Here is an 18,313-nt window from a genome sequence, read left to right as displayed (position 1 = left end):
AAGATTGACATCGACCCGTAAAGCTTTTCTGTGAGAGAGATCGTTCGGTCCTGCTGGAGGCTCAGCGCATGAAAACCCTTGGCCTCATCGGCGGCATGAGCTGGGAATCGACGGCGATCTATTATCGCCTGCTCAACGAGATCGTGCGCGAGCGGCTGAGCGGGCTGCATTCGGCAAAGCTGTTGCTCTATTCCTTCGACTTCGCCGAAATCGCCGACCGGCAGCATCATGGCGACTGGGACAGTGCGGGCGTGCTGCTGGCGGATGCGGCGCGCAAGCTGGAGGCGGGCGGCGCAGAGGGGCTTTTGATCTGCACCAACACCATGCACAAGCTCGCCGACCGGGTGCAGGCGGCGGTGTCGATCCCGCTTATCCACATTGCCGACGCCACGGCCGTCGCGGTCAAGGGCGCCGGCGTCAAGCGGCCGGCGCTGCTGGCGACCCGCTTCACCATGGAGCAGGATTTCTACAAGGGCCGACTGACGGAGAAATACGGGCTGCAGCCCGTGGTGCCGGACCAGGCCGGGCGCGACATGGTGCACCAGGTAATCTACGACGAGCTCTGCCGGGGCATCGTCAGCGCGGCATCGAAGGCGGCCTATATCGACGAGGTCGCCCGTCTGCGACGCGATGAGAAGATCGATGGCGTCATCATGGGCTGCACCGAGATCACCATGTTAATTGGCCAGCGCGATTTCGACATTCCGGTGTTCGACACCACGCGCATCCATGCCGAGGCGGCGGTCGCATTCATGCTGCCCTGAAGGGCCAAAACAGAGATCAGGGCTGGGCGGCCACGGCGACATTGCCGCTGCCGACAACTTTCAGCTTCCATCGATCTGCTTCCGTGCCGGCCAGATTGAGGTGCCTGGTCAGGAAATAAAGGCGATCGGTGTCGGGGCCTTTGGCTGTGCAAAACCGGTCCTGCAGATAGGAGGGAGGCGTCGCCTGACAATACAGGTTGGCCACGATGCTGGGCGGACGCGCGCGCGGCCTAAACAGCCTTCCGCTCCTTCACGAATTGCGTGCCAAAACTGCCGCGCGCTTGACTTCTTTTTGCAGCGACATTCAATGCATCCGGCATTGCTGTGAGGGGATGAAAGCAAGATGGAATTTGCGTTTCCGTGGCCGACCAGCCAGGGCGAATGGCTGGCTTGGTCCAGCGCCGTCGTCACCTTGGCGCTCGGTCTGCTGTTTTTCCTCGCGCCAGGGCTGGCATTTCGGATTCTGCGGCTGCAGGTCCGGGCCGAAAGGGCAGCGGCAATCGCGGAAGGGCGCGGCCGGATGTCGGGCTTCTATCTCGGCGTCAGCCTGTGCTGCATTCTGTTGGCGCAGCCGTGGCTCTATATGGCACTCGGCTTTTCCTGGCTGTTCACCGCTTTTGGCCGTTTGCTGTCGATGATGTCGGACGGCGCCAACACGCCTTTCAACTGGGCGTCGATCGTCGTCGAACTCGTCCTGGCCGCGTTGCCGCTCGCCTTCGTCTTCGGCTTTCTGCCCTGAATCGGCAGCCAATCCAAAGGCTTCGGTTGAACTCTGCGGCCGGATGCGACAATAGTGCCCGAAAAGCATGCGGAACGACGCATTGCGGTCTTAAAATGCCTGTGCTAGACGGCAATCGACTTTCGGCCGGGGATAGCGGAAGCCGCGCCTCCGTGCTTGGAAAAACTTAGTAAGGTCAAAGATTTAGCCAGAGTTTTTGCTCGCGCCAACAATCTGCGGCCCCTCAGACAAGAGAAAAGACGGTCCGTGGCTCAATCGTCATCGCCAATCTCAGGTGTCGCAGAACGCTACGCGGGTTCGCTGTTCGAACTTGCGCTGCAGTCGAATTCGGTGGCCAAGGTCGAGGCCGACCTCAACAGTTTCGCCAAGATGCTGGATGACAGCGCCGACCTGACGCGCCTCATCAACAGCCCGGTGTTCTCCAGCGAGGACCAGGCCAAGGCAATCGCGTCGATCGCCGACAAGGCCGGCATCACCGGCCTGACCGGCAATTTCCTGCGCGTCGTCGCCCGCAACCGCCGGCTCTTCGCGGTGCCCGGCATGATCAAGGCATTTCGCCGGATCTCTGCCGAACAGCGCGGTGAGACATCAGCCGAGGTCACTTCGGCGCATGAACTGACGGCTGCCCAGCAGACGGAACTCAAGGCCGCGCTGAAAAGCGTCGCCGGCAAGGACATGGCCATCACTGTTACCGTCGATCCGTCGCTGCTCGGCGGGCTGGTGGTCAAGATGGGCTCGCGCCAGATCGATACGTCGCTCAAAACCAAACTCAATTCGCTCAAGCTTGCACTGAAAGAGGTCGGCTGATGGACATCCGCGCCGCGGAAATTTCCGCAATTCTCAAAGACCAGATCAAGAATTTCGGCAAGGAGGCCGAGGTCTCCGAAGTCGGCCAGGTGCTGTCCGTCGGTGACGGTATCGCTCGCGTCTACGGCCTCGACAATGTCCAGGCCGGCGAAATGGTCGAGTTCCCCGGCGGCATCCGCGGCATGGCGCTCAACCTCGAAGCCGACAATGTCGGCGTCGTCATCTTCGGCGCCGACCGCGACATCAAGGAAGGCGACATAGTCAAGCGCACCGGCGCCATCGTCGATACGCCTGTCGGCATGGGCCTGCTCGGCCGCGTCGTCGACGCGCTCGGGAATCCGATCGACGGCAAGGGCCCGATCAAGGCGACCGAACGCAAGCGCGTCGACGTCAAGGCGCCAGGCATCATCCCGCGCAAGTCGGTCAACGAGCCGATGTCGACCGGCCTCAAGGCCATCGATGCGCTGATCCCCGTTGGCCGCGGCCAGCGCGAGCTGGTCATCGGCGATCGCCAGACCGGCAAGACCGCGATCATCCTCGACACGATGCTCAACCAGAAGGCCGTGCACGACAACGGGCCGGAAAAGGAAAAGCTCTACTGCGTCTACGTCGCCATCGGGCAGAAGCGCTCGACGGTCGCGCAGTTCGTGAAGGTTCTCGAAGAGCGCGGCGCCCTTGAATATTCGATCATCGTCGCCGCCACAGCTTCCGATCCGGCGCCGATGCAGTTCCTGGCGCCGTTCACCGGCGCCACCATGGGCGAATATTTCCGCGACAACGGCATGCATGCGCTGATCAGCTATGACGATCTGTCGAAGCAGGCCGTCGCCTATCGCCAGATGTCGCTCTTGCTGCGCCGCCCGCCGGGTCGCGAAGCCTATCCGGGCGACGTGTTCTACCTGCATTCGCGCCTGCTCGAGCGCGCCGCCAAGCTCAACGACGATCTGGGTGGCGGTTCGCTGACCGCGCTGCCGATCATCGAGACGCAGGCCAACGACGTGTCGGCCTACATCCCGACCAACGTGATCTCGATCACGGACGGCCAGATCTTCCTCGAAACCAACCTGTTCTTCCAGGGCATCCGTCCGGCGGTCAACGTCGGCCTGTCGGTGTCGCGCGTCGGTTCGTCGGCGCAAATCAAGGCGATGAAGCAGGTCGCCGGCTCGATCAAGGGCGAGCTCGCGCAGTACCGCGAAATGGCTGCGTTCGCGCAGTTCGGCTCCGATCTCGACGCCGCCACGCAGCGCCTGCTCAACCGCGGTTCGCGCCTGACCGAACTGTTGAAGCAGCCGCAGTTCTCGCCCCTCAAGGTCGAGGAGCAGGTCACGGTGATCTTCGCCGGCGTCAACGGCTATCTCGACAAGCTGGCGCTGAACCAGGTCGGCAAGTTCGAGCACGGCCTGCTCAGCCATATGCGCTCGGCCGGCAAGGACGTGCTGGACGGCATCCGCAAGGAAAAGGCGCTGTCGGACGATCTGCGCGCCAAGCTGAAGGCCGAGATCGACGCCTTCGCCAAGACCTTCGCTTGAGAAGAAGCCGGACGCTCGGGATCAGGTTTGAAGCATGCCTTCATTAAAAGACCTTCGTAACCGTATCGCCTCGGTCAAGGCGACGCAGAAGATCACCAAGGCGATGCAGATGGTCGCCGCGGCGAAGCTGCGCCGCGCGCAGGAAGCAGCGGAGGCGGCGCGTCCCTATTCCGAGCGGATGGGTGCGGTGCTGGCCAATATCACGCAGGCGATCGGCGGCGGCGGCGATGCCCCGGCGCTGATGACCGGCACCGGCAAGGACGATGTGCATCTGCTCGTCGTCTGCACCGCCGAGCGCGGCCTGTGCGGCGGCTTCAACTCGCAGATCGCACGTCTGGCCCGCGACCATATCCGCCGGCTTCTGGCCGACGGCAAGCAGGTCAAGATCATCTGCGTCGGCAAGAAGGGTTTCGACATTCTGCGCCGAGACTATGCCTCGCTGATTATCGACCGCGTCGACCTGCGCGATGTCAAGAAGCTCGGCTTCGTCAATGCCGATGCGATCGCCCGTAAGATCATCCATCTGTTCGGCGAAGGCGGCTTCGATATCTGCACGCTGTTTTATTCGCAGTTCAAGTCGGTGATCAGCCAGATTCCGACCGCGCAGCAGATCATTCCTGCCGGCGTGGCTTCCGCTCCCGCCGAAGCGACCGCCGGTGGCAATGCCGTCTACGAATACGAGCCGGAGCCGGGCGAGATCCTCACCGACCTCATTCCGCGCAACATCTCGGTCCAGGTCTTCCGCGCGCTGCTCGAAAACGCAGCCGGCGAGATGGGCGCCAAAATGAGCGCCATGGACAATGCAACGCGCAATGCCGGCGACATGATCAACAAACTGTCGATCACCTATAACCGCCAGCGCCAGGCGCAGATCACCAAGGAACTGATCGAAATCATTTCGGGCGCCGAAGCGCTCTAGGCGCGACCGCCAGGAGGTCATCGACCTTCTGATGGAGCGTGAGAAACAAAGGACGAGAAGGGTAAAGACGATGGCGAAAGCAGCGACCCCCGCGAAGACGGCCCCCAAGGCGGCCGCAAAGGCTCCGGCAGCAGCGGCGAAGGCCGCTCCGGCCAAGAAGGCGGCCGCGCCCGCCAAGGCCGCGGCTCCGGCAGTGAAGACGACGAGCGTTGCCGTCAAGAAGACCGGCGCCATCGGCAAGGTTCGCCAGGTCATCGGCGCCGTCGTCGACGTGCAGTTCGGCGATCATCTGCCGGCCATTTTGAACGCCATCGAAACCTCCAATGTCGGCAACCGCCTGGTGCTCGAAGTTGCCCAGCATCTGGGCGAAAACACCGTGCGCTGTATCGCCATGGATTCCACCGAAGGCCTGGTTCGCGGCCAGGACGTCTATGACACCGGCGCGCCGATCACCGTTCCGGTCGGCCCGGGCATGCTCGGCCGCATCATCAACGTCATCGGCGAGCCGGTCGACGAAGAAGGCCCGGTCGACGGCATCGAGATGCGCGCCATCCACCAGCCGGCGCCTACCTATGTCGAACAGTCGACGGAAGCGCAGATCCTGATCACCGGCATCAAGGTGCTCGACCTTCTGGCGCCCTACGCCCGCGGAGGCAAGATCGGCCTGTTCGGCGGCGCCGGCGTCGGCAAGACGGTTCTGATCCAGGAGCTGATCAACAACGTCGCCAAGGCGCATGGCGGCTTCTCGGTCTTCGCCGGCGTCGGCGAGCGCACCCGCGAGGGCAACGATCTTTATCACGAGTTCATCGAGTCCGGCGTCAACAAGAAGGGCGGCGGCGAAGGCTCCAAGGCGGCACTGGTCTATGGCCAGATGAACGAGCCGCCGGGCGCGCGTGCCCGCGTCGGCCTGACCGGCCTGACGGTCGCCGAATATTTCCGCGACCAGGGCCAGGACGTGCTGTTCTTCGTCGACAACATCTTCCGCTTCACGCAGGCCGGTTCTGAAGTGTCGGCGCTGCTCGGCCGTATTCCTTCGGCCGTGGGTTACCAGCCAACGCTGGCCACCGACATGGGTGCGCTGCAGGAACGCATCACCACAACGACCAAGGGTTCGATCACTTCGGTGCAGGCGATCTACGTGCCGGCCGACGATTTGACAGACCCGGCGCCTGCGACCTCGTTCGCCCACCTGGACGCGACGACCGTGCTCAACCGCGCGATCTCGGAAAAGGGCATCTACCCCGCCGTCGATCCGCTCGACTCGACCTCGCGCATGCTCGATCCGCTGGTCGTCGGCGAGGAGCACTATGCCGTCGCCCGCCAGGTGCAGTCGATCCTCCAGCGCTATAAGTCGCTGCAGGACATTATCGCCATCCTTGGCATGGATGAGCTGTCGGAAGAGGACAAGCAGACGGTGGCCCGCGCCCGCAAGATCGAGCGCTTCCTGTCGCAGCCGTTCTTCGTCGCCGAAGTGTTTACGGGTGCGCCGGGCAAGCTGGTCGACCTCGCCGACACAATCAAGGGCTTCAAGGGCCTCTGCAACGGCGACTACGATCACCTGCCGGAAGCCGCCTTCTACATGGTCGGCGGCATCGACGAAGCGGTCGAGAAGGCTCAGCGCCTGGCGGCTGAAGCAGCGTAATCAAGGCAATAGGGAGTAGTCAGTAGTCAGTAGTGAATAGCGGCCGGGTGATCAGGACAGCTGTCCTCTCCCTACTCCCTACTCACTATTCCCTACTCACTAAATTGACATGGCTGAAGCTTTCAAGTTCGAACTGGTCTCGCCGGAGCGCCTCCTGGTTTCCGAGCAGGTCGAGTCCGTCGTCATTCCAGGCGCCGAAGGTGAAATGACAGTCATGGCGCACCATGCGCCAGTCATGACCACGATCAAGCCGGGCGTCGTCACGCTGAAGACCGCCGGCGGCAAGGAAGAACGCTATGTGGTGTTCGGCGGCTTTGCCGACATCGTCCCTGCCGGCTGCACGCTGCTCGCCGAATCGGCGGTCGCCGTCGGCGATATCGACCGCGCCGATCTCGCCCGCCGCATCCAGGAAGCCAAGGAAGACGCCGCCGACGCCAAGGACGACCAGAGCCGCAGCAAGGCGGAGCAGTTCCTTAGCCAGCTTACCACGCTCGAAGGCGCGCTGCTGCCGGCGTAAGCCGCAGAATGATTGGACGTGATCCGAGGGGTCATGGTCGGGCAAAGGTATGAAACAGGCCGGGCTTAAGCCCGGCTTTTTGTATCCAGGCGACGTCAGGTCACCTGGTCTTTCCCGGTACACCCAGTGCCGCGAGCGCGAGCGCCACCCCGCCTTGCAGGATATGCTCGCGATGGGCGGCAACCAGTTCGATCAGCGTCTGGCGCTCGGGGCTGCCGCTGGCGAAGCCGGCGAGGTCAAACACCGTCACCACCCGTTCCAGCGTCGGCTGCGCTCCGAGCGCCGCCAACGCGGCGTCGAGCGGATCGGTAAAGTGGGCTTCCGGCAGGTCCTTGCCGCGCGCCTCGCAGGCGGCGATCCAGGCGGCGATCACCAGCGTCAGATGCTCCGGGACCAGGCCGGCCTGGATGCACTCGATGGCGGTAGCGACAATGCGCTGCGGCAATTTCTGGCTGCCGTCATTGGCGATCTGCGCGGTGCGGTGGGCCAGCGCGGTGTTGGAGAAACGTTCGGCAAGTTCGGCCGTATAGGCTGACGTGTCGAGCCCGGCATCCGCAGGCAATGTCGGGATGGCCTCGGCCCAGAGCCGGTCGACGAACGCGCGGATCGCGGGATCCGCGAAGGCGCGGTCGACGGTGACGTGGCCGCTGAGCAGGCCGATATAGGCGATGCCCGAATGGGCGCCGTTGAGCAGCCGAAGCTTCATGTCCTCGAACGGCCGGACATTCTCGACCATGGTGACGCCGAATTTCTCCCAGGCCGGGCGGCCGGCTGGAAACCTGTTTTCGATCACCCATTGCCGGAACGGTTCGGTCATCACCGGCCAGGCGTCCTCGAGGCCGAGTTCGACCGCGATGCGCGCCCGGTCGGCATCGGTGGTTGCCGGCACGATGCGGTCGACCATGCTCGATGGGAATGCAACGTCATCGGCTATATGACCGGCGAGGGCAGCGTCGCCTGAAGCAGCAGCGCCGGCATCGCGCAGTTTTGCAAACCCGACCAGCAGCCGGTGCAGCGTGGCGCCATTGGCCGGCAGGTTGTCGCAGCAAAGCACGGTGAAGGGCGGCGTGCCGGCGGCCCGGCGTCGCACCAGCGCTTCCGCCAGGAATCCATGCGCTGTCCTGGGAGATCCGGGATTGCCCAGATCGTGGACGATATCGGGATGGTTTTCGTCGAGGCTGCCATCGGCGGCCCTGAGATAGGCCTTTTCGGTGATGGTCAGGGTGACGATGCGGGTGCGCGGGTCGGTCAGCGCGGCCAGCACCGCGCCGGGGTCTTCCGGCGCGACCAGCATCGACTGGATCGAGCCGATAATGTGCAGCGCTTCGCCATCGCTGCCGCGCACCGCCAGCGTGTAGAGCCCGTCCTGTGGCGTCAGCGCATCGCGCGTGTCGGGGCTGCGCAGCGAGACGCCGACAATGCCCCAGCCGGTCTCGCCGGCCGCCAGGCAGTCATCGACATAGGCGGCCTGATGGGCACGGTGGAAGGCTCCAACGCCGAGATGGACGATGCCTGGGGCGACACTGGCGCGATCATAGGGGGGGACCGCGACCGAGGCCGGCAAGGATTGCACTGTTGCGTTGGAAAGGCGTCTGCTGGTCATGGCGCGGCTTGTCGCTGGATGGTGTGCGGGGCGGGATCTGCTAGCGGCGTAACATCCGCTCTTCCGCCGCACAATGACCTGACGCCGGTTAAAAGTCATCATACAACAATCCAGTTTTTGTATGTTGACATTATTTCTTTCCAATCCTACCGATATCGCCCCTGGGAGGAACGACGTGGCGGGACTGACCGATCCGGATCTGCTTTTTGCCGCCGAAGGGCGCGCGCTGTCGATCGCGCGCGATCTCCATGCCGGCATCAAGGACCTGCCGATCATCAGCCCGCACGGCCACACCGATCCGCGTTGGTATGCGCTCAACGAGCCATTCCCCGATCCCGCGCAATTGCTGGTGGTGCCCGACCACTACATTTTCCGTATGCTGTTCAGCCAGGGCGTGCGGCTGGAAGATCTCGGCGTCCCGACCCTCGACGGCTCGCCGGTCGAGACCGATCCCAGGGCGATCTGGCGGCGCTTCGCCGAGCACTATTACCTCTTCCGCGGCACGCCGACGCGGTTGTGGCTCGACCATGTGCTCGAGCATCTGTTCGGCATCGAAGAGCCGCTCAACGCCAGCACCGCTAGCCGCCATTACGACACCATCGCGGCGCTTTTGCAGCGCGACGATTATCGCCCACGCGCGCTGTTCGAGCGCTTCAACATCGAGGTCATCGCGACGACCGAGGGCGCACTCGACGATCTCCAATGGCACAAGACGATCCGCGACAGCGGCTGGCAGGGCCGCGTCATCACTGCCTACAGGCCGGATGCCGTCGTCGATCCCGACTTCGAAGGATTTTCGGCCAATCTCGATCGTCTGGGCGAGATCGCCGGCTGCGACACCGGCACATGGGTCGGCTATCTCGACGCCCATCGCCAGCGCCGCGCCTTCTTCAAAAGTTTCGGCGCAACCTCGTCGGATCACGGCCATCCGACGGCCGAGACCGCCAATCTTTCCGATGCGGCGGCGGAAGAGCTGTTCAACCGCATCCGCCGCGGCTCGGACGACGAGCGCGAGCGCAAACTGTTTCGCGCCCAGATGCTGACCGAAATGGCCAAGATGAGCCGCGACGACGGGCTGGTCATGCAGATCCATCCCGGCTCCTGGCGCAACCACTCGCCTGGTGTTTTCCAAAAATTCGGCCGCGACAAAGGCTTCGATATTCCGACCCGCACCGACTATGCCGCGGCGCTCAAACCCTTGCTCGACTGCGTCGGGCTGGAGCGCGACCTCTCCATCATTCTGTTCACGCTCGACGAGACCAGCTACGCGCGCGAACTGGCGCCGCTGGCCGGCGTCTATCCGGCGTTGAAGCTCGGGCCGGCCTGGTGGTTCCACGACAGTCCGGAAGGCATGCGCCGGTTCCGCGAGATGACCACCGAGACCGCCGGCTTCTACAACACCGTCGGCTTCAACGATGACACCCGTGCCTTTCCGTCGATTCCCGCCCGTCACGATGTGGCGCGCCGGGTTGACTGCGCCTTTCTCGCCCGTCTCGTCGCCGAGCACCGGCTGCGTGAGGACGAGGCGCATGAGCTGGCGCGGGAGCTTGCCTACACGCTTGCCAAGAAGGCGTACCGGCTGTGAGCCGGGCGCGTGGAATTTTAAAAGGGAGGAAGACAGTCATGTTGCATTTTTCAAAACTGGTGGCAGCCACATTCGCCTTCGGCTCGCTGATGATCGGCGTTGCCGGCGCCCAAACCGTACTGCGCTCGGCCGACACCCATCCGGACGGGTATCCGACTGTCGAGGCGGTTAAATATCTCGGCGAGCTCATCAAGGAGCGCACCGCCGGCCGCTATTCGGTCGAGGTCTATCATTCGGCGCAGCTCGGCGAGGAAAAGGACACGATCGAGCAGACGCAGACCGGTGTCATCGATCTGAACCGCGTCTCGATGGGTCCGTTCAACGGCATCGTGCCGGAAACCGCCGTGCCGTCGCTGCCCTACATGTTCCGTTCGGTCGAGCACATGCGCCATGTCATGGACGGGCCGATCGGCGACGAGATCCTCAAGGCCTTCGAGACGCATGATCTGGTCGGCCTTGCCTTCTACGATTCCGGCGCCCGTTCCTTCTACAACACCAAGAAGGACATCACCTCGATCGCCGATCTGAAAGGCATGAAGTTCCGCGTCATCCAGTCCGACGTGTTCGTCGACATGGTCAACGCGCTTGGCGCAAATGCCACGCCGATGGCCTATGGCGAGGTCTATTCGGCGCTCGAAACCGGCGTCATCGACGGCGCCGAGAACAACTGGCCCAGCTTCGAATCCGCCAAGCACTACGAAGTCGCCAAGCACTATACCGTCGACCAGCACCAGATCGTGCCGGAAGTGCTGGTGATGTCGAAATCGAGCTGGGACAGACTGACGCCGGAAGACCAGGCGATCGTCAAGCAGGCGGCCAAGGATAGCGTCGTCAAGATGCGCGAATTGTGGGACGCGCAGGAGAAGAAGTCGCGAGAGATCGTCGAGAAGGCCGGCGTCAAGGTCAGCGAGATCGACAAGCAGCCGCTGATCGATGCGATGAAGCCGGTCTACGACAAGTATCTGAAGACGCCGGAGCTCAAGGACCTCGCGACGCGCATCCAGGCGACCAAGTGATTTTCTGGCGGGGCGGCATGGCGCCGCCCCGCCAATCGCTTTTAGGGGACGGAAAGACCGGGAGGATCGGATGACTGCGGGAACGGCCAGGAGCGGAGCGCCACCGCGCTTCAGCGCGGTGCTTTCGAAGATTTGCGACGGTGCGCTCTATCTCGCGGGCATCGGGATGGTCGCCATGACCGCGCTTGTTGCCTACCAGGTGTTTTCCCGCTTCGTGCTCAACGCGTCACCGAGCTGGACCGAAGTCACCGCCATCATGCTGATGAACTGGTTCATCTTCCTGGGCGCTGCCGTCGGCGTGCGCGAGAATTACCATATGGGCTTCGACGTGCTGCTCTATATCCTGCCCAAGGGCAGCAAATGGGCGCTGCGCACCCTGTCCGACCTGATCGCGTTTGGCTTCGGCTTCGGCATGGTCTGGTACGGCTGCAAGCTGGTCGGGCTGACCTGGCACACTGTCATCCCGGCGCTCGAACTTCCCGGCGGTTTCGACTATCTGCCGCTGGTTGCCGGCGGCTTTCTGATCTGCCTGTTCTCGGCCGAACGCATCGCGCTGCGCTGGTCCGGCGCCGACATCGACAAGGATATCAATCTCGAAGAAGTGCCGGAAATGCCGGCCGTGCAGGAGGCCTAGATGGAACTCTGGATCCTGTTTGGCGTCTTCACGCTTTTGATGTTTGCCGGCACGCCGATCGCCTTTTGCCTGGGTGCGGCGTCCTTCGCCACCGTGCTTTATCTCGGCCTGCCGCCCCTGGTGGTGTTCCAGCAATTGAAGTCGGGCATGTCGGCGTTCTCGCTGATGGCGATCCCGTTCTTCATCTTTGCCGGCGACCTGATGGTGCGCGGCGGCATCGCGCAGCGCATCGTTTCCTTTGCCGGCTCGCTGGTCGGTCATGTCCGCGGTGGGCTCGGTCAGGTCAACATCATCGCCGCGACGTTGTTCGGCGGCATTTCCGGCTCGGCTGTGGCGGAAGCCGCTGCCGTCGGCGGGCTGATGATCCCGCAGATGAAAGCGCGCGGCTACGGCGCCGACTATGCCGTCAACGTCACCTCGATGGCGGCCCTGATCGCGCTGCTTCTGCCGCCGTCGCAGAACATGATCATCTATTCGATCGCCGGCGGCGGCAAGATTTCGATCGCCGACCTGTTCACCGCCGGTATCCTGCCTGGTCTGCTGTTCGCCGCTTCGCTGATGGTCACCGCCTATTTCGTCGCCCGCAGCCGCGGCTACCCGGTCGAGGCTTTTCCCGGCTTCTCGCGTGTCGGCCAGCTGGCGGTCATCGCCATCCCCGGACTTCTGCTCATCGGGATCATCTTCGGCGGCGTTCGCTCGGGCATTTTCACGGCGACGGAAAGCTCCTGCATCGCCATCATCTACGCTTTGCTGGTCACCGTCTTCGTCTACCGGTCGATGGCCTGGAGCGATTTCGTCCATGCCACAAAGGGCGCGGTGCGCACGACCTCAATGGTGCTGCTGATCATCGGCACGGCGGCCTCGTTCAGCTGGCTGATGGCCTATCTCAAAGTGCCGGTGCTGCTGATCGCAGGCATGAACGCCATCTCCACCGATCCGCTGGTGGTGCTGCTTCTGCTCAACGTCCTGATGCTGCTGCTCGGCACCTTCATGGACATGGGGCCGATGATCATCATCTGCACGCCGATCTTCCTGCCGCTGGTCACCCATTACGGCGTCGACCCCGTGCATTTCGGCGTCATCACCATCCTCAATCTCGGCATTGGGCTCAACACGCCACCGGTCGGCACGGTGCAGTTCGTCGCCTGTGCCGTCGGCAAGATTACGGTCTGGGAAGCGATGCGCTCGATCTGGCCGTTCTATGGCGCGGGCATCGTGGTCCTGGGGCTGGTGACCTATATTCCGGCGATTTCGCTCTGGTTGCCGAGCGTGTTCAAATAGGGCGTCTTCAAATAGACGTCTTCAAACAGGGGTGCGATATGGCATCGGATAGCGCTGTTGATCTCAGGGTCGAGAGAAAACCCAAACTGTCGGAGACCGTCGTCGCAGCGATCCGCAAGCAGCTGCAGGCGGGCGAGATCCTGCCCGGCCACAAATTGCCGACCGAAGGACAACTGACCGAGACCTTCGGCGTCAGCCGCACCGTCATCCGCGAAGCGCTGGCCAAGCTCGCCGCCGACGGGCTGGTCGAGGCGCGCCAGGGCGCAGGCGTGTTCGTCACCGAGCACATCTCAACGATGTTCGGCGCGCTCGCCGCCGACATGGGCAGCAAGGATTCCATCGCGCTCAATGTGCTCGAAGTGCGCCTGGCCGTCGAAATCGAATCGGCCGGGCTCGCCGCCATTCGCCGCAACGCCGCGCAGGAAGCAGCGATCCAGGAAGCGTTCTTCGAATTCGAACGGCTGCTTCTTAACAGTGAGCCGACCGGTCCGGCCGATCTCGCCTTCCACCGGGCAATCGCCAGCGCCACCAACAACCCGTTCTATGTCGAGATGCTCGATGTGCTCGGACGCCGCGCCATTCCTTGCGACGTGACCTCGCCCTGGTCGACCGAACTGGTGCAATCCGACAGCTATCAGCGAGGGCTGCAACGCGAGCATCTGGTGATCCTGAATGCGATCACCTCAGGCGACGCCGAAGCCGCGCGCGAGGCGATGCGCGCTCATCTCACCGCCAGCCAAGAGCGCTACCGCGAGCGGCTGCACGCCCGCCAGGTCTACTACGCCGACTCGGTCAAGGCGTCGGCAACCAAATAGCCATTCATTCAGCTGGAGCAGCAATGACTCAAAGTCACCCGCATACCGATTTCACCTCGCGTTTCGCCATCGACCCGGTCGCCGCTGCTTCCATGGGCACCGACGAACTGCGTCACAATTTCCATATTGACGACCTGTTCCAGCAGGGACGCATCAGCCTGACCTACACCCATTATGACCGCATGATCGTTGGCGGCGCCGTGCCGGAAGGGACAGCGCTGCCGCTGGAGGCGATCAAGCCGACGGGGACCAAGAATTTTCTCGACCGCCGCGAGCTGATCATCGTCAACATCGGCGGCGCCGGCTCGGTGACGGCAAATGGCGAGACCCACCAGTTGCAGGCACGTGACATGCTCTATCTCGGCATGGGCAGGACCGACGTGTCGTTCGCGTCGGCCGACGCGGGCGCACCGGCCAAATTCTATCTGCTCAGCGCGCCGGCGCATCATACCCATCCGAGCCGGCTGATCCGCATTGGCGATGCCAAGCGCCTCGATCTCGGCAGCAAGGAAACCTGCAACGAACGCTCCATCTTCCAGTTCATCCATGCCGATGGCGTCAAGACCTGCCAACTGGTGGTCGGTATGACCCAACTGGCGCCGGGCTCGGTGTGGAACACTATCCCTTGCCATGTGCATGACCGGCGCATGGAGGCCTATCTCTATTTCGACCTGCCGGAGACGGCGCGCGTCTTCCATTTCATGGGCGAGCCGGACGAAACGCGGCATCTGGTGATGGCTAACGAGGAGGCGGTGCTGTCGCCGGGCTGGTCGATCCATTCGGGGGCCGGCACCTCGAACTATGCCTTCATCTGGGCGATGGCCGGCGACAATGTCGACTACACCGATGTCGACCCGGTGCCGCTGGGTGAATTGCGTTGAGCGGCCCTTCCTCCTTCAGCCTGGCCGGCAAGCGTATCCTGGTCACCGGCGCGAACACCGGCATCGGCCAGGGCATCGCCGGCTCGATCGCGCGCGCCGGCGGCACCGTCATCGGTGTCGGCCGCTCGGCGATGGACGACACGGAAAGACAAGTCGCGGAAGCCGGTGGCCAGTTCGAGGCGGTGCGATGCGATCTTGCCGACCATGCGGCCGCCAAGGCGATGCTCGACCAGGTCTGGGAAAAGACCGGCCCGATCGACGGGCTGGTCAACAATGCCGGCATCATCCGCCGCGCCGATGCGGTCGATTTCTCCGAGGCCGACTGGGACGACGTCATCGACGTCAATCTGAAGACGCTATTCTTTCTCAGCCAAGGTTTTGCCAGGCGCGTGCTGACCGACCCGAGGCGGCGCGGCAAGATCGTCAACATCGCCTCGGTGCTGAGTTTCCAGGGCGGCATCCGCGTCGCGTCCTACACCGCGTCGAAACATGGCGCGCTCGGCATAACCCGGCTGCTGGCCTGCGAATGGGCGGCAAAAGGCATCAACGTCAACGCGATTGCGCCCGGCTATATCGAAACCAACAACACCGAGGGGTTGCGCGCCGATCCCGACCGCAGTGCTGCCATCCTGGCGCGCATTCCGGCGGGACGTTGGGGCGGGCCGGAAGACATAGGCGATGCCGCCGTGTTCCTGCTGGCGCCAGCGTCCGACTATATGCATGGCGCGGTGGTTCCCGTGGACGGCGGCTGGCTGGCGCGATGAGGAGATGGTCATGATTGAAGCCAAGATTTTCGCACAGCCCGGCGAGAGCGCCTGGACGCCGACGCCGGACGGCAACAGACGCCGCGTTCTCGTCTCCACCGATGAGCTGATGATGGTCGAGTTCGGCTTCGACAAGGGCGGCGTCGGCGCACTGCATTCGCACCCGCATGTCCAGGCCAGCTATGTCGCCGAAGGTCGCTTCGAGGTGACCATCGACGGCCGCACCGCGACCATCGAGACCGGCGGCAGCTTCATCGTGCCGTCCAATCTGGTGCACGGCGTCAAGGCGCTGGAGGCCGGGCGCCTGGTCGACAGCTTTACCCCGCACCGCGCCGATTTCCTGGCCTGAACCTTTTTCGGCAATTCCAGAAACAGGAAACCCGCGCCTCCTGGGGAGGCGCGGGCTGTTGCCTGTGCGCTCGTGGCGCAGCGGTACTCGAAACATCGCCGCAGGGTTGGACGGTGCCGCAACATGGTGAAGATAGGTTTAACGATGCCAATCAGGTCGATCGCCGGTGGGGTGTTGCTGCTGCTTGTTGTGGTCACGCAGGGGCTGCGCTAATCGTTCTGTCCACGCCGCTGCTTCGGGCGGCCGATCGCAAAAACATCAGTGATGCAGATATCGACGACGAGCGTGCCGACGCACGATCCCAAACGGCGCGTCCTCAAGGACGTGTTCGGCTTCGACGATTTCCGTCCCGGACAGGCCGCGGTGATGGAGGCGCTGCTTGGCGGCCGCCATGTGCTGGCCGTCATGCCGACGGGTGCCGGCAAATCGCTGTGCTACCAGGTTCCGGCGCTGGTCAAGGGTGGGCTGACCATTGTCGTTTCGCCGCTGGTGGCGCTGATGCAGGATCAGGTCGCGGCACTGCGCCTCGCCGGCGTCGCCGCCGATACGATCAATTCCTCGATCGACCGTGATGCCAATGTCGCGGCATGGCGCCGCGTCGCGTCGGGCCAGACGCGGCTGCTCTACCTCGCGCCGGAACGGCTGATGACCGAGCGGATGCTGGATGCGCTTGCCAGGCTCGATGTCAGCCTGATCGCCATCGACGAGGCGCATTGCATTTCGCAGTGGGGGCCGGCGTTCCGGCGCGAATATGAAGACCTGTCGCAGCTGCGTGGCATCTTTCCCGACGTACCGATCATTGCGGTGACGGCGACGGCGGACGAGACGACGCGGGCAGACATCGAGAGACGGCTGTTTGGCGGGCGTGTCGAAACGCAGGTGCTTGGCTTCGACCGGCCCAACATCAAGCTTGCCATCGAGCCCAAGCAGGACAGCAAGCGGCAGTTGCTCAACTTCATCGAGCGCCATCAGGGGCGCAGCGGCATCGTCTACTGCCTGTCGCGCAAGAAGACCGAAGAGATGGCGGCATTCCTCGAAAAGAACGGCGTGACCGCGCTCGCCTATCACGCCGGGATGAGCAAGGAGGCGCGTGATGCCAACCAGAACGCCTTCATGACGCTGTCGGGCGTCGTCATGGTGGCGACCATCGCCTTCGGCATGGGGATCGACAAGCCTGATGTCGCCTATGTCTTCCACACCGACCTGCCGGGCAGCCTCGAAGCCTATTACCAGGAGATCGGCCGCGCCGGTCGCGACGGCCGGGCGGCGGAGGCGCATATGCTTTACGGCCTTGGCGACATCCGCATGCGCCGCATGTTCATCGACGACGAGGACGCCGCTGTCGAACACAAGCGCCGCTCGCATGGCCGGCTCGATACGCTGATCGGCTATTGCGAGACGGCCGAGTGCCGCCGCCAGGTGCTGCTCGGTTATTTCGGTGAAGAGGCGGTCCCTTGCGGCAATTGCGACAATTGCCTGGAACAGGCGCCGCGCGCCGACGGCACCGCCGAGGCGCGCCTCATCCTGTCGGCGGTGGCGCAGAGCGGCGAGCGCTTCGGCGCCGGCCATGTCATCGACATCCTGATCGGCCACGAGACTGAAAAGATCGCGGCAAGGGGGCATCACAGGCTGGCAGCCTTCGGCAATGGCGCCGCGCACAAGAAGGATTTTTGGCAATCTATGATTCGCCAGCTGGTCGCGAACGGTTTCCTGATGCCGGACCCGGCCGGCCATGGCGGGTTGGCCATCGCGGACAAGGGCCACGCACTCGGCCGGGGCGAGGTGCCGTTCCAGTATCGGGTCGAGATGCGCACGCGCGCCGCGCGCCGCGCGGCTCGCGCCGGGCAGAGCCCTCAGAGCGAAAATGTCGATGCGTCGCTGCTCGCGGCGCTCAAGACGGTGCGGCTGCGGCTGGCCAAGGAACGCCAGGTGCCGGCCTATGTGGTGTTTTCGGATCGTACACTGATCGACATGGCCGAGCGTCGTCCGCAAGACCTCGACGATTTTGCCGAAGTGAATGGCGTCGGCGCCGCCAAACTCAAGGAGTTCGGCAAGGTTTTTCTGAGCGCCATTGCCGCGCACCTTTCCGAGGCGTCAGGCTGAGAGGCTTTTGCTGGACCAAAGCCCGATCCGGCATCAGTACGCCTTCAACTTGCCCGCCCGCTTATCCTTTCATTTTGGCGCTACCCTGCCATAGGGGAATGGCCTTCCAAATTGTATGGAACCGTGACGACAACACACATTCCTGAATCTATGCGGTCGATTCTTCGGATGTAGCCGTGACTATGGAAACCCGCTGTTGCGCGCGGATGGCGGTTTTCGCGGCCTTGGAGACGCTACGTCGGCAGCCGCGATCCGCTGACCCGAATGGTATGATTCAGACCATCTTTGTTGTTGAAAACCCGCGTTCGACGGGAGTATAAAACTCGAGGTTACCATTGCTTTTCGTATAGAGGCTGTGGTGGAAA

17 protein-coding genes are annotated in these 18,313 nt (G+C 63.4%); 16 read left to right on the top strand and 1 reads right to left on the bottom strand.

Translation table 11 applies throughout. From position 1 onward, the window contains the following. The first annotated feature begins 68 nt into the window (after positions 1–68). The 7 genes from NKJ64_RS07660 to NKJ64_RS07630 all read left to right on the top strand — a co-directional run bounded on the left by NKJ64_RS07660 (position 69) and on the right by NKJ64_RS07630 (position 6,917). Entirely contained in the window at positions 69–764 is a 696-nt protein-coding gene (locus NKJ64_RS07660; protein WP_023829311.1) for an aspartate/glutamate racemase family protein, read from the top strand. A 343-nt stretch (positions 765–1,107) separates the two neighbouring features. Further along, positions 1,108–1,503, top strand: coding sequence for an AGROH133_08824 family phage infection protein (locus NKJ64_RS07655; protein ID WP_023688886.1), 396 nt, complete (start codon positions 1,108–1,110; stop codon positions 1,501–1,503). A 246-nt stretch (positions 1,504–1,749) separates the two neighbouring features. After that, complete coding sequence (locus NKJ64_RS07650) at positions 1,750–2,310, top strand: F0F1 ATP synthase subunit delta (RefSeq protein WP_352462261.1); 561 nt, start codon at positions 1,750–1,752, stop codon at positions 2,308–2,310. Continuing rightward, on the top strand, positions 2,310–3,839 hold the full coding sequence (gene atpA, locus NKJ64_RS07645; RefSeq protein WP_023684101.1) for a F0F1 ATP synthase subunit alpha: 1,530 nt from the start codon (positions 2,310–2,312) through the stop codon (positions 3,837–3,839). The genes NKJ64_RS07650 and atpA overlap by 1 nt, the downstream gene beginning before the upstream one ends. A gap of 34 nt (positions 3,840–3,873) precedes the next feature. Further along, a complete protein-coding gene (locus NKJ64_RS07640) occupies positions 3,874–4,758 on the top strand; it encodes a F0F1 ATP synthase subunit gamma (protein WP_023668672.1) in 885 nt (294 codons plus the stop codon). Positions 4,759–4,828: 70 nt separating this feature from the next. Beyond that, positions 4,829–6,400: a F0F1 ATP synthase subunit beta gene (gene atpD, locus NKJ64_RS07635; protein WP_023698224.1), complete on the top strand. Its 1,572-nt coding sequence runs from the start codon at positions 4,829–4,831 to the stop codon at positions 6,398–6,400. Between the two features lie 109 nt (positions 6,401–6,509). After that, positions 6,510–6,917 (top strand): F0F1 ATP synthase subunit epsilon, encoded by a 408-nt coding sequence (locus NKJ64_RS07630; RefSeq protein WP_023668674.1) that lies wholly within the window; start codon positions 6,510–6,512, stop codon positions 6,915–6,917. Between the two features lie 100 nt (positions 6,918–7,017). Here the strand turns inward: NKJ64_RS07630 and NKJ64_RS07625 are convergent, their stop codons facing one another. Continuing rightward, entirely contained in the window at positions 7,018–8,520 is a 1,503-nt protein-coding gene (locus NKJ64_RS07625) for a mannitol dehydrogenase family protein (RefSeq protein ID WP_352462260.1), read from the bottom strand. Positions 8,521–8,695: 175 nt separating this feature from the next. Between NKJ64_RS07625 and uxaC the strand changes: the two genes are divergently transcribed. The 9 genes from uxaC to recQ all read left to right on the top strand — a co-directional run bounded on the left by uxaC (position 8,696) and on the right by recQ (position 17,948). Beyond that, entirely contained in the window at positions 8,696–10,105 is a 1,410-nt protein-coding gene (uxaC, locus tag NKJ64_RS07620) for a glucuronate isomerase (protein ID WP_352462258.1), read from the top strand. A gap of 38 nt (positions 10,106–10,143) precedes the next feature. After that, positions 10,144–11,121 carry a TRAP transporter substrate-binding protein gene (locus tag NKJ64_RS07615; RefSeq protein ID WP_023668677.1) on the top strand — a complete coding sequence of 326 codons (978 nt, stop codon included), beginning with the start codon at positions 10,144–10,146 and terminating at the stop codon, positions 11,119–11,121. Positions 11,122–11,191: 70 nt separating this feature from the next. Then, entirely contained in the window at positions 11,192–11,755 is a 564-nt protein-coding gene (locus tag NKJ64_RS07610) for a TRAP transporter small permease (RefSeq protein WP_023668678.1), read from the top strand. Further along, the gene (locus NKJ64_RS07605; RefSeq protein WP_352462256.1) at positions 11,756–13,036 is read left to right on the top strand and encodes a TRAP transporter large permease; all 1,281 of its coding nucleotides are present in this window, start codon (positions 11,756–11,758) and stop codon (positions 13,034–13,036) included. A 38-nt stretch (positions 13,037–13,074) separates the two neighbouring features. After that, entirely contained in the window at positions 13,075–13,851 is a 777-nt protein-coding gene (locus NKJ64_RS07600) for a FadR/GntR family transcriptional regulator (protein WP_023700229.1), read from the top strand. A gap of 23 nt (positions 13,852–13,874) precedes the next feature. Continuing rightward, entirely contained in the window at positions 13,875–14,732 is an 858-nt protein-coding gene (kduI, locus tag NKJ64_RS07595; protein ID WP_023728681.1) for a 5-dehydro-4-deoxy-D-glucuronate isomerase, read from the top strand. Continuing rightward, positions 14,729–15,496 (top strand): 2-dehydro-3-deoxy-D-gluconate 5-dehydrogenase KduD, encoded by a 768-nt coding sequence (kduD, locus tag NKJ64_RS07590; protein WP_023742216.1) that lies wholly within the window; start codon positions 14,729–14,731, stop codon positions 15,494–15,496. Before kduI ends, kduD begins: the two co-directional genes overlap by 4 nt. A gap of 10 nt (positions 15,497–15,506) precedes the next feature. Further along, on the top strand, positions 15,507–15,845 hold the full coding sequence (locus tag NKJ64_RS07585) for a cupin domain-containing protein (protein ID WP_023684110.1): 339 nt from the start codon (positions 15,507–15,509) through the stop codon (positions 15,843–15,845). A gap of 264 nt (positions 15,846–16,109) precedes the next feature. Next, positions 16,110–17,948 carry a DNA helicase RecQ gene (gene recQ, locus NKJ64_RS07580; protein ID WP_352462294.1) on the top strand — a complete coding sequence of 613 codons (1,839 nt, stop codon included), beginning with the start codon at positions 16,110–16,112 and terminating at the stop codon, positions 17,946–17,948. Positions 17,949–18,313: the final 365 nt, after the last annotated feature.

Source organism: Mesorhizobium sp. M0062, from assembly GCF_040323125.1.
In the GTDB taxonomy this organism is placed as follows: Bacteria; Pseudomonadota; Alphaproteobacteria; order Rhizobiales; family Rhizobiaceae; genus Mesorhizobium.
The sequence above is the reverse complement of the archived record's forward strand: the minus strand, read 5'-3'. Positions and strand labels throughout refer to the sequence as shown.

Coding starts and splice junctions, on each gene's coding strand:
- NKJ64_RS07660 (WP_023829311.1), top strand. CDS start 69: ATGAAAACCCTTGGCCTCATCGGCGGCATGAGCTGGGAATCGACGGCG.
- NKJ64_RS07655 (WP_023688886.1), top strand. CDS start 1,108: ATGGAATTTGCGTTTCCGTGGCCGACCAGCCAGGGCGAATGGCTGGCT.
- atpA (WP_023684101.1), top strand. CDS start 2,310: ATGGACATCCGCGCCGCGGAAATTTCCGCAATTCTCAAAGACCAGATC.
- NKJ64_RS07640 (WP_023668672.1), top strand. CDS start 3,874: ATGCCTTCATTAAAAGACCTTCGTAACCGTATCGCCTCGGTCAAGGCG.
- atpD (WP_023698224.1), top strand. CDS start 4,829: ATGGCGAAAGCAGCGACCCCCGCGAAGACGGCCCCCAAGGCGGCCGCA.
- NKJ64_RS07630 (WP_023668674.1), top strand. CDS start 6,510: ATGGCTGAAGCTTTCAAGTTCGAACTGGTCTCGCCGGAGCGCCTCCTG.
- NKJ64_RS07625 (WP_352462260.1), bottom strand. CDS start 8,520: ATGACCAGCAGACGCCTTTCCAACGCAACAGTGCAATCCTTGCCGGCC.
- NKJ64_RS07615 (WP_023668677.1), top strand. CDS start 10,144: ATGTTGCATTTTTCAAAACTGGTGGCAGCCACATTCGCCTTCGGCTCG.
- NKJ64_RS07610 (WP_023668678.1), top strand. CDS start 11,192: ATGACTGCGGGAACGGCCAGGAGCGGAGCGCCACCGCGCTTCAGCGCG.
- NKJ64_RS07605 (WP_352462256.1), top strand. CDS start 11,756: ATGGAACTCTGGATCCTGTTTGGCGTCTTCACGCTTTTGATGTTTGCC.
- NKJ64_RS07600 (WP_023700229.1), top strand. CDS start 13,075: ATGGCATCGGATAGCGCTGTTGATCTCAGGGTCGAGAGAAAACCCAAA.
- kduI (WP_023728681.1), top strand. CDS start 13,875: ATGACTCAAAGTCACCCGCATACCGATTTCACCTCGCGTTTCGCCATC.
- NKJ64_RS07585 (WP_023684110.1), top strand. CDS start 15,507: ATGATTGAAGCCAAGATTTTCGCACAGCCCGGCGAGAGCGCCTGGACG.
- recQ (WP_352462294.1), top strand. CDS start 16,110: ATGCAGATATCGACGACGAGCGTGCCGACGCACGATCCCAAACGGCGC.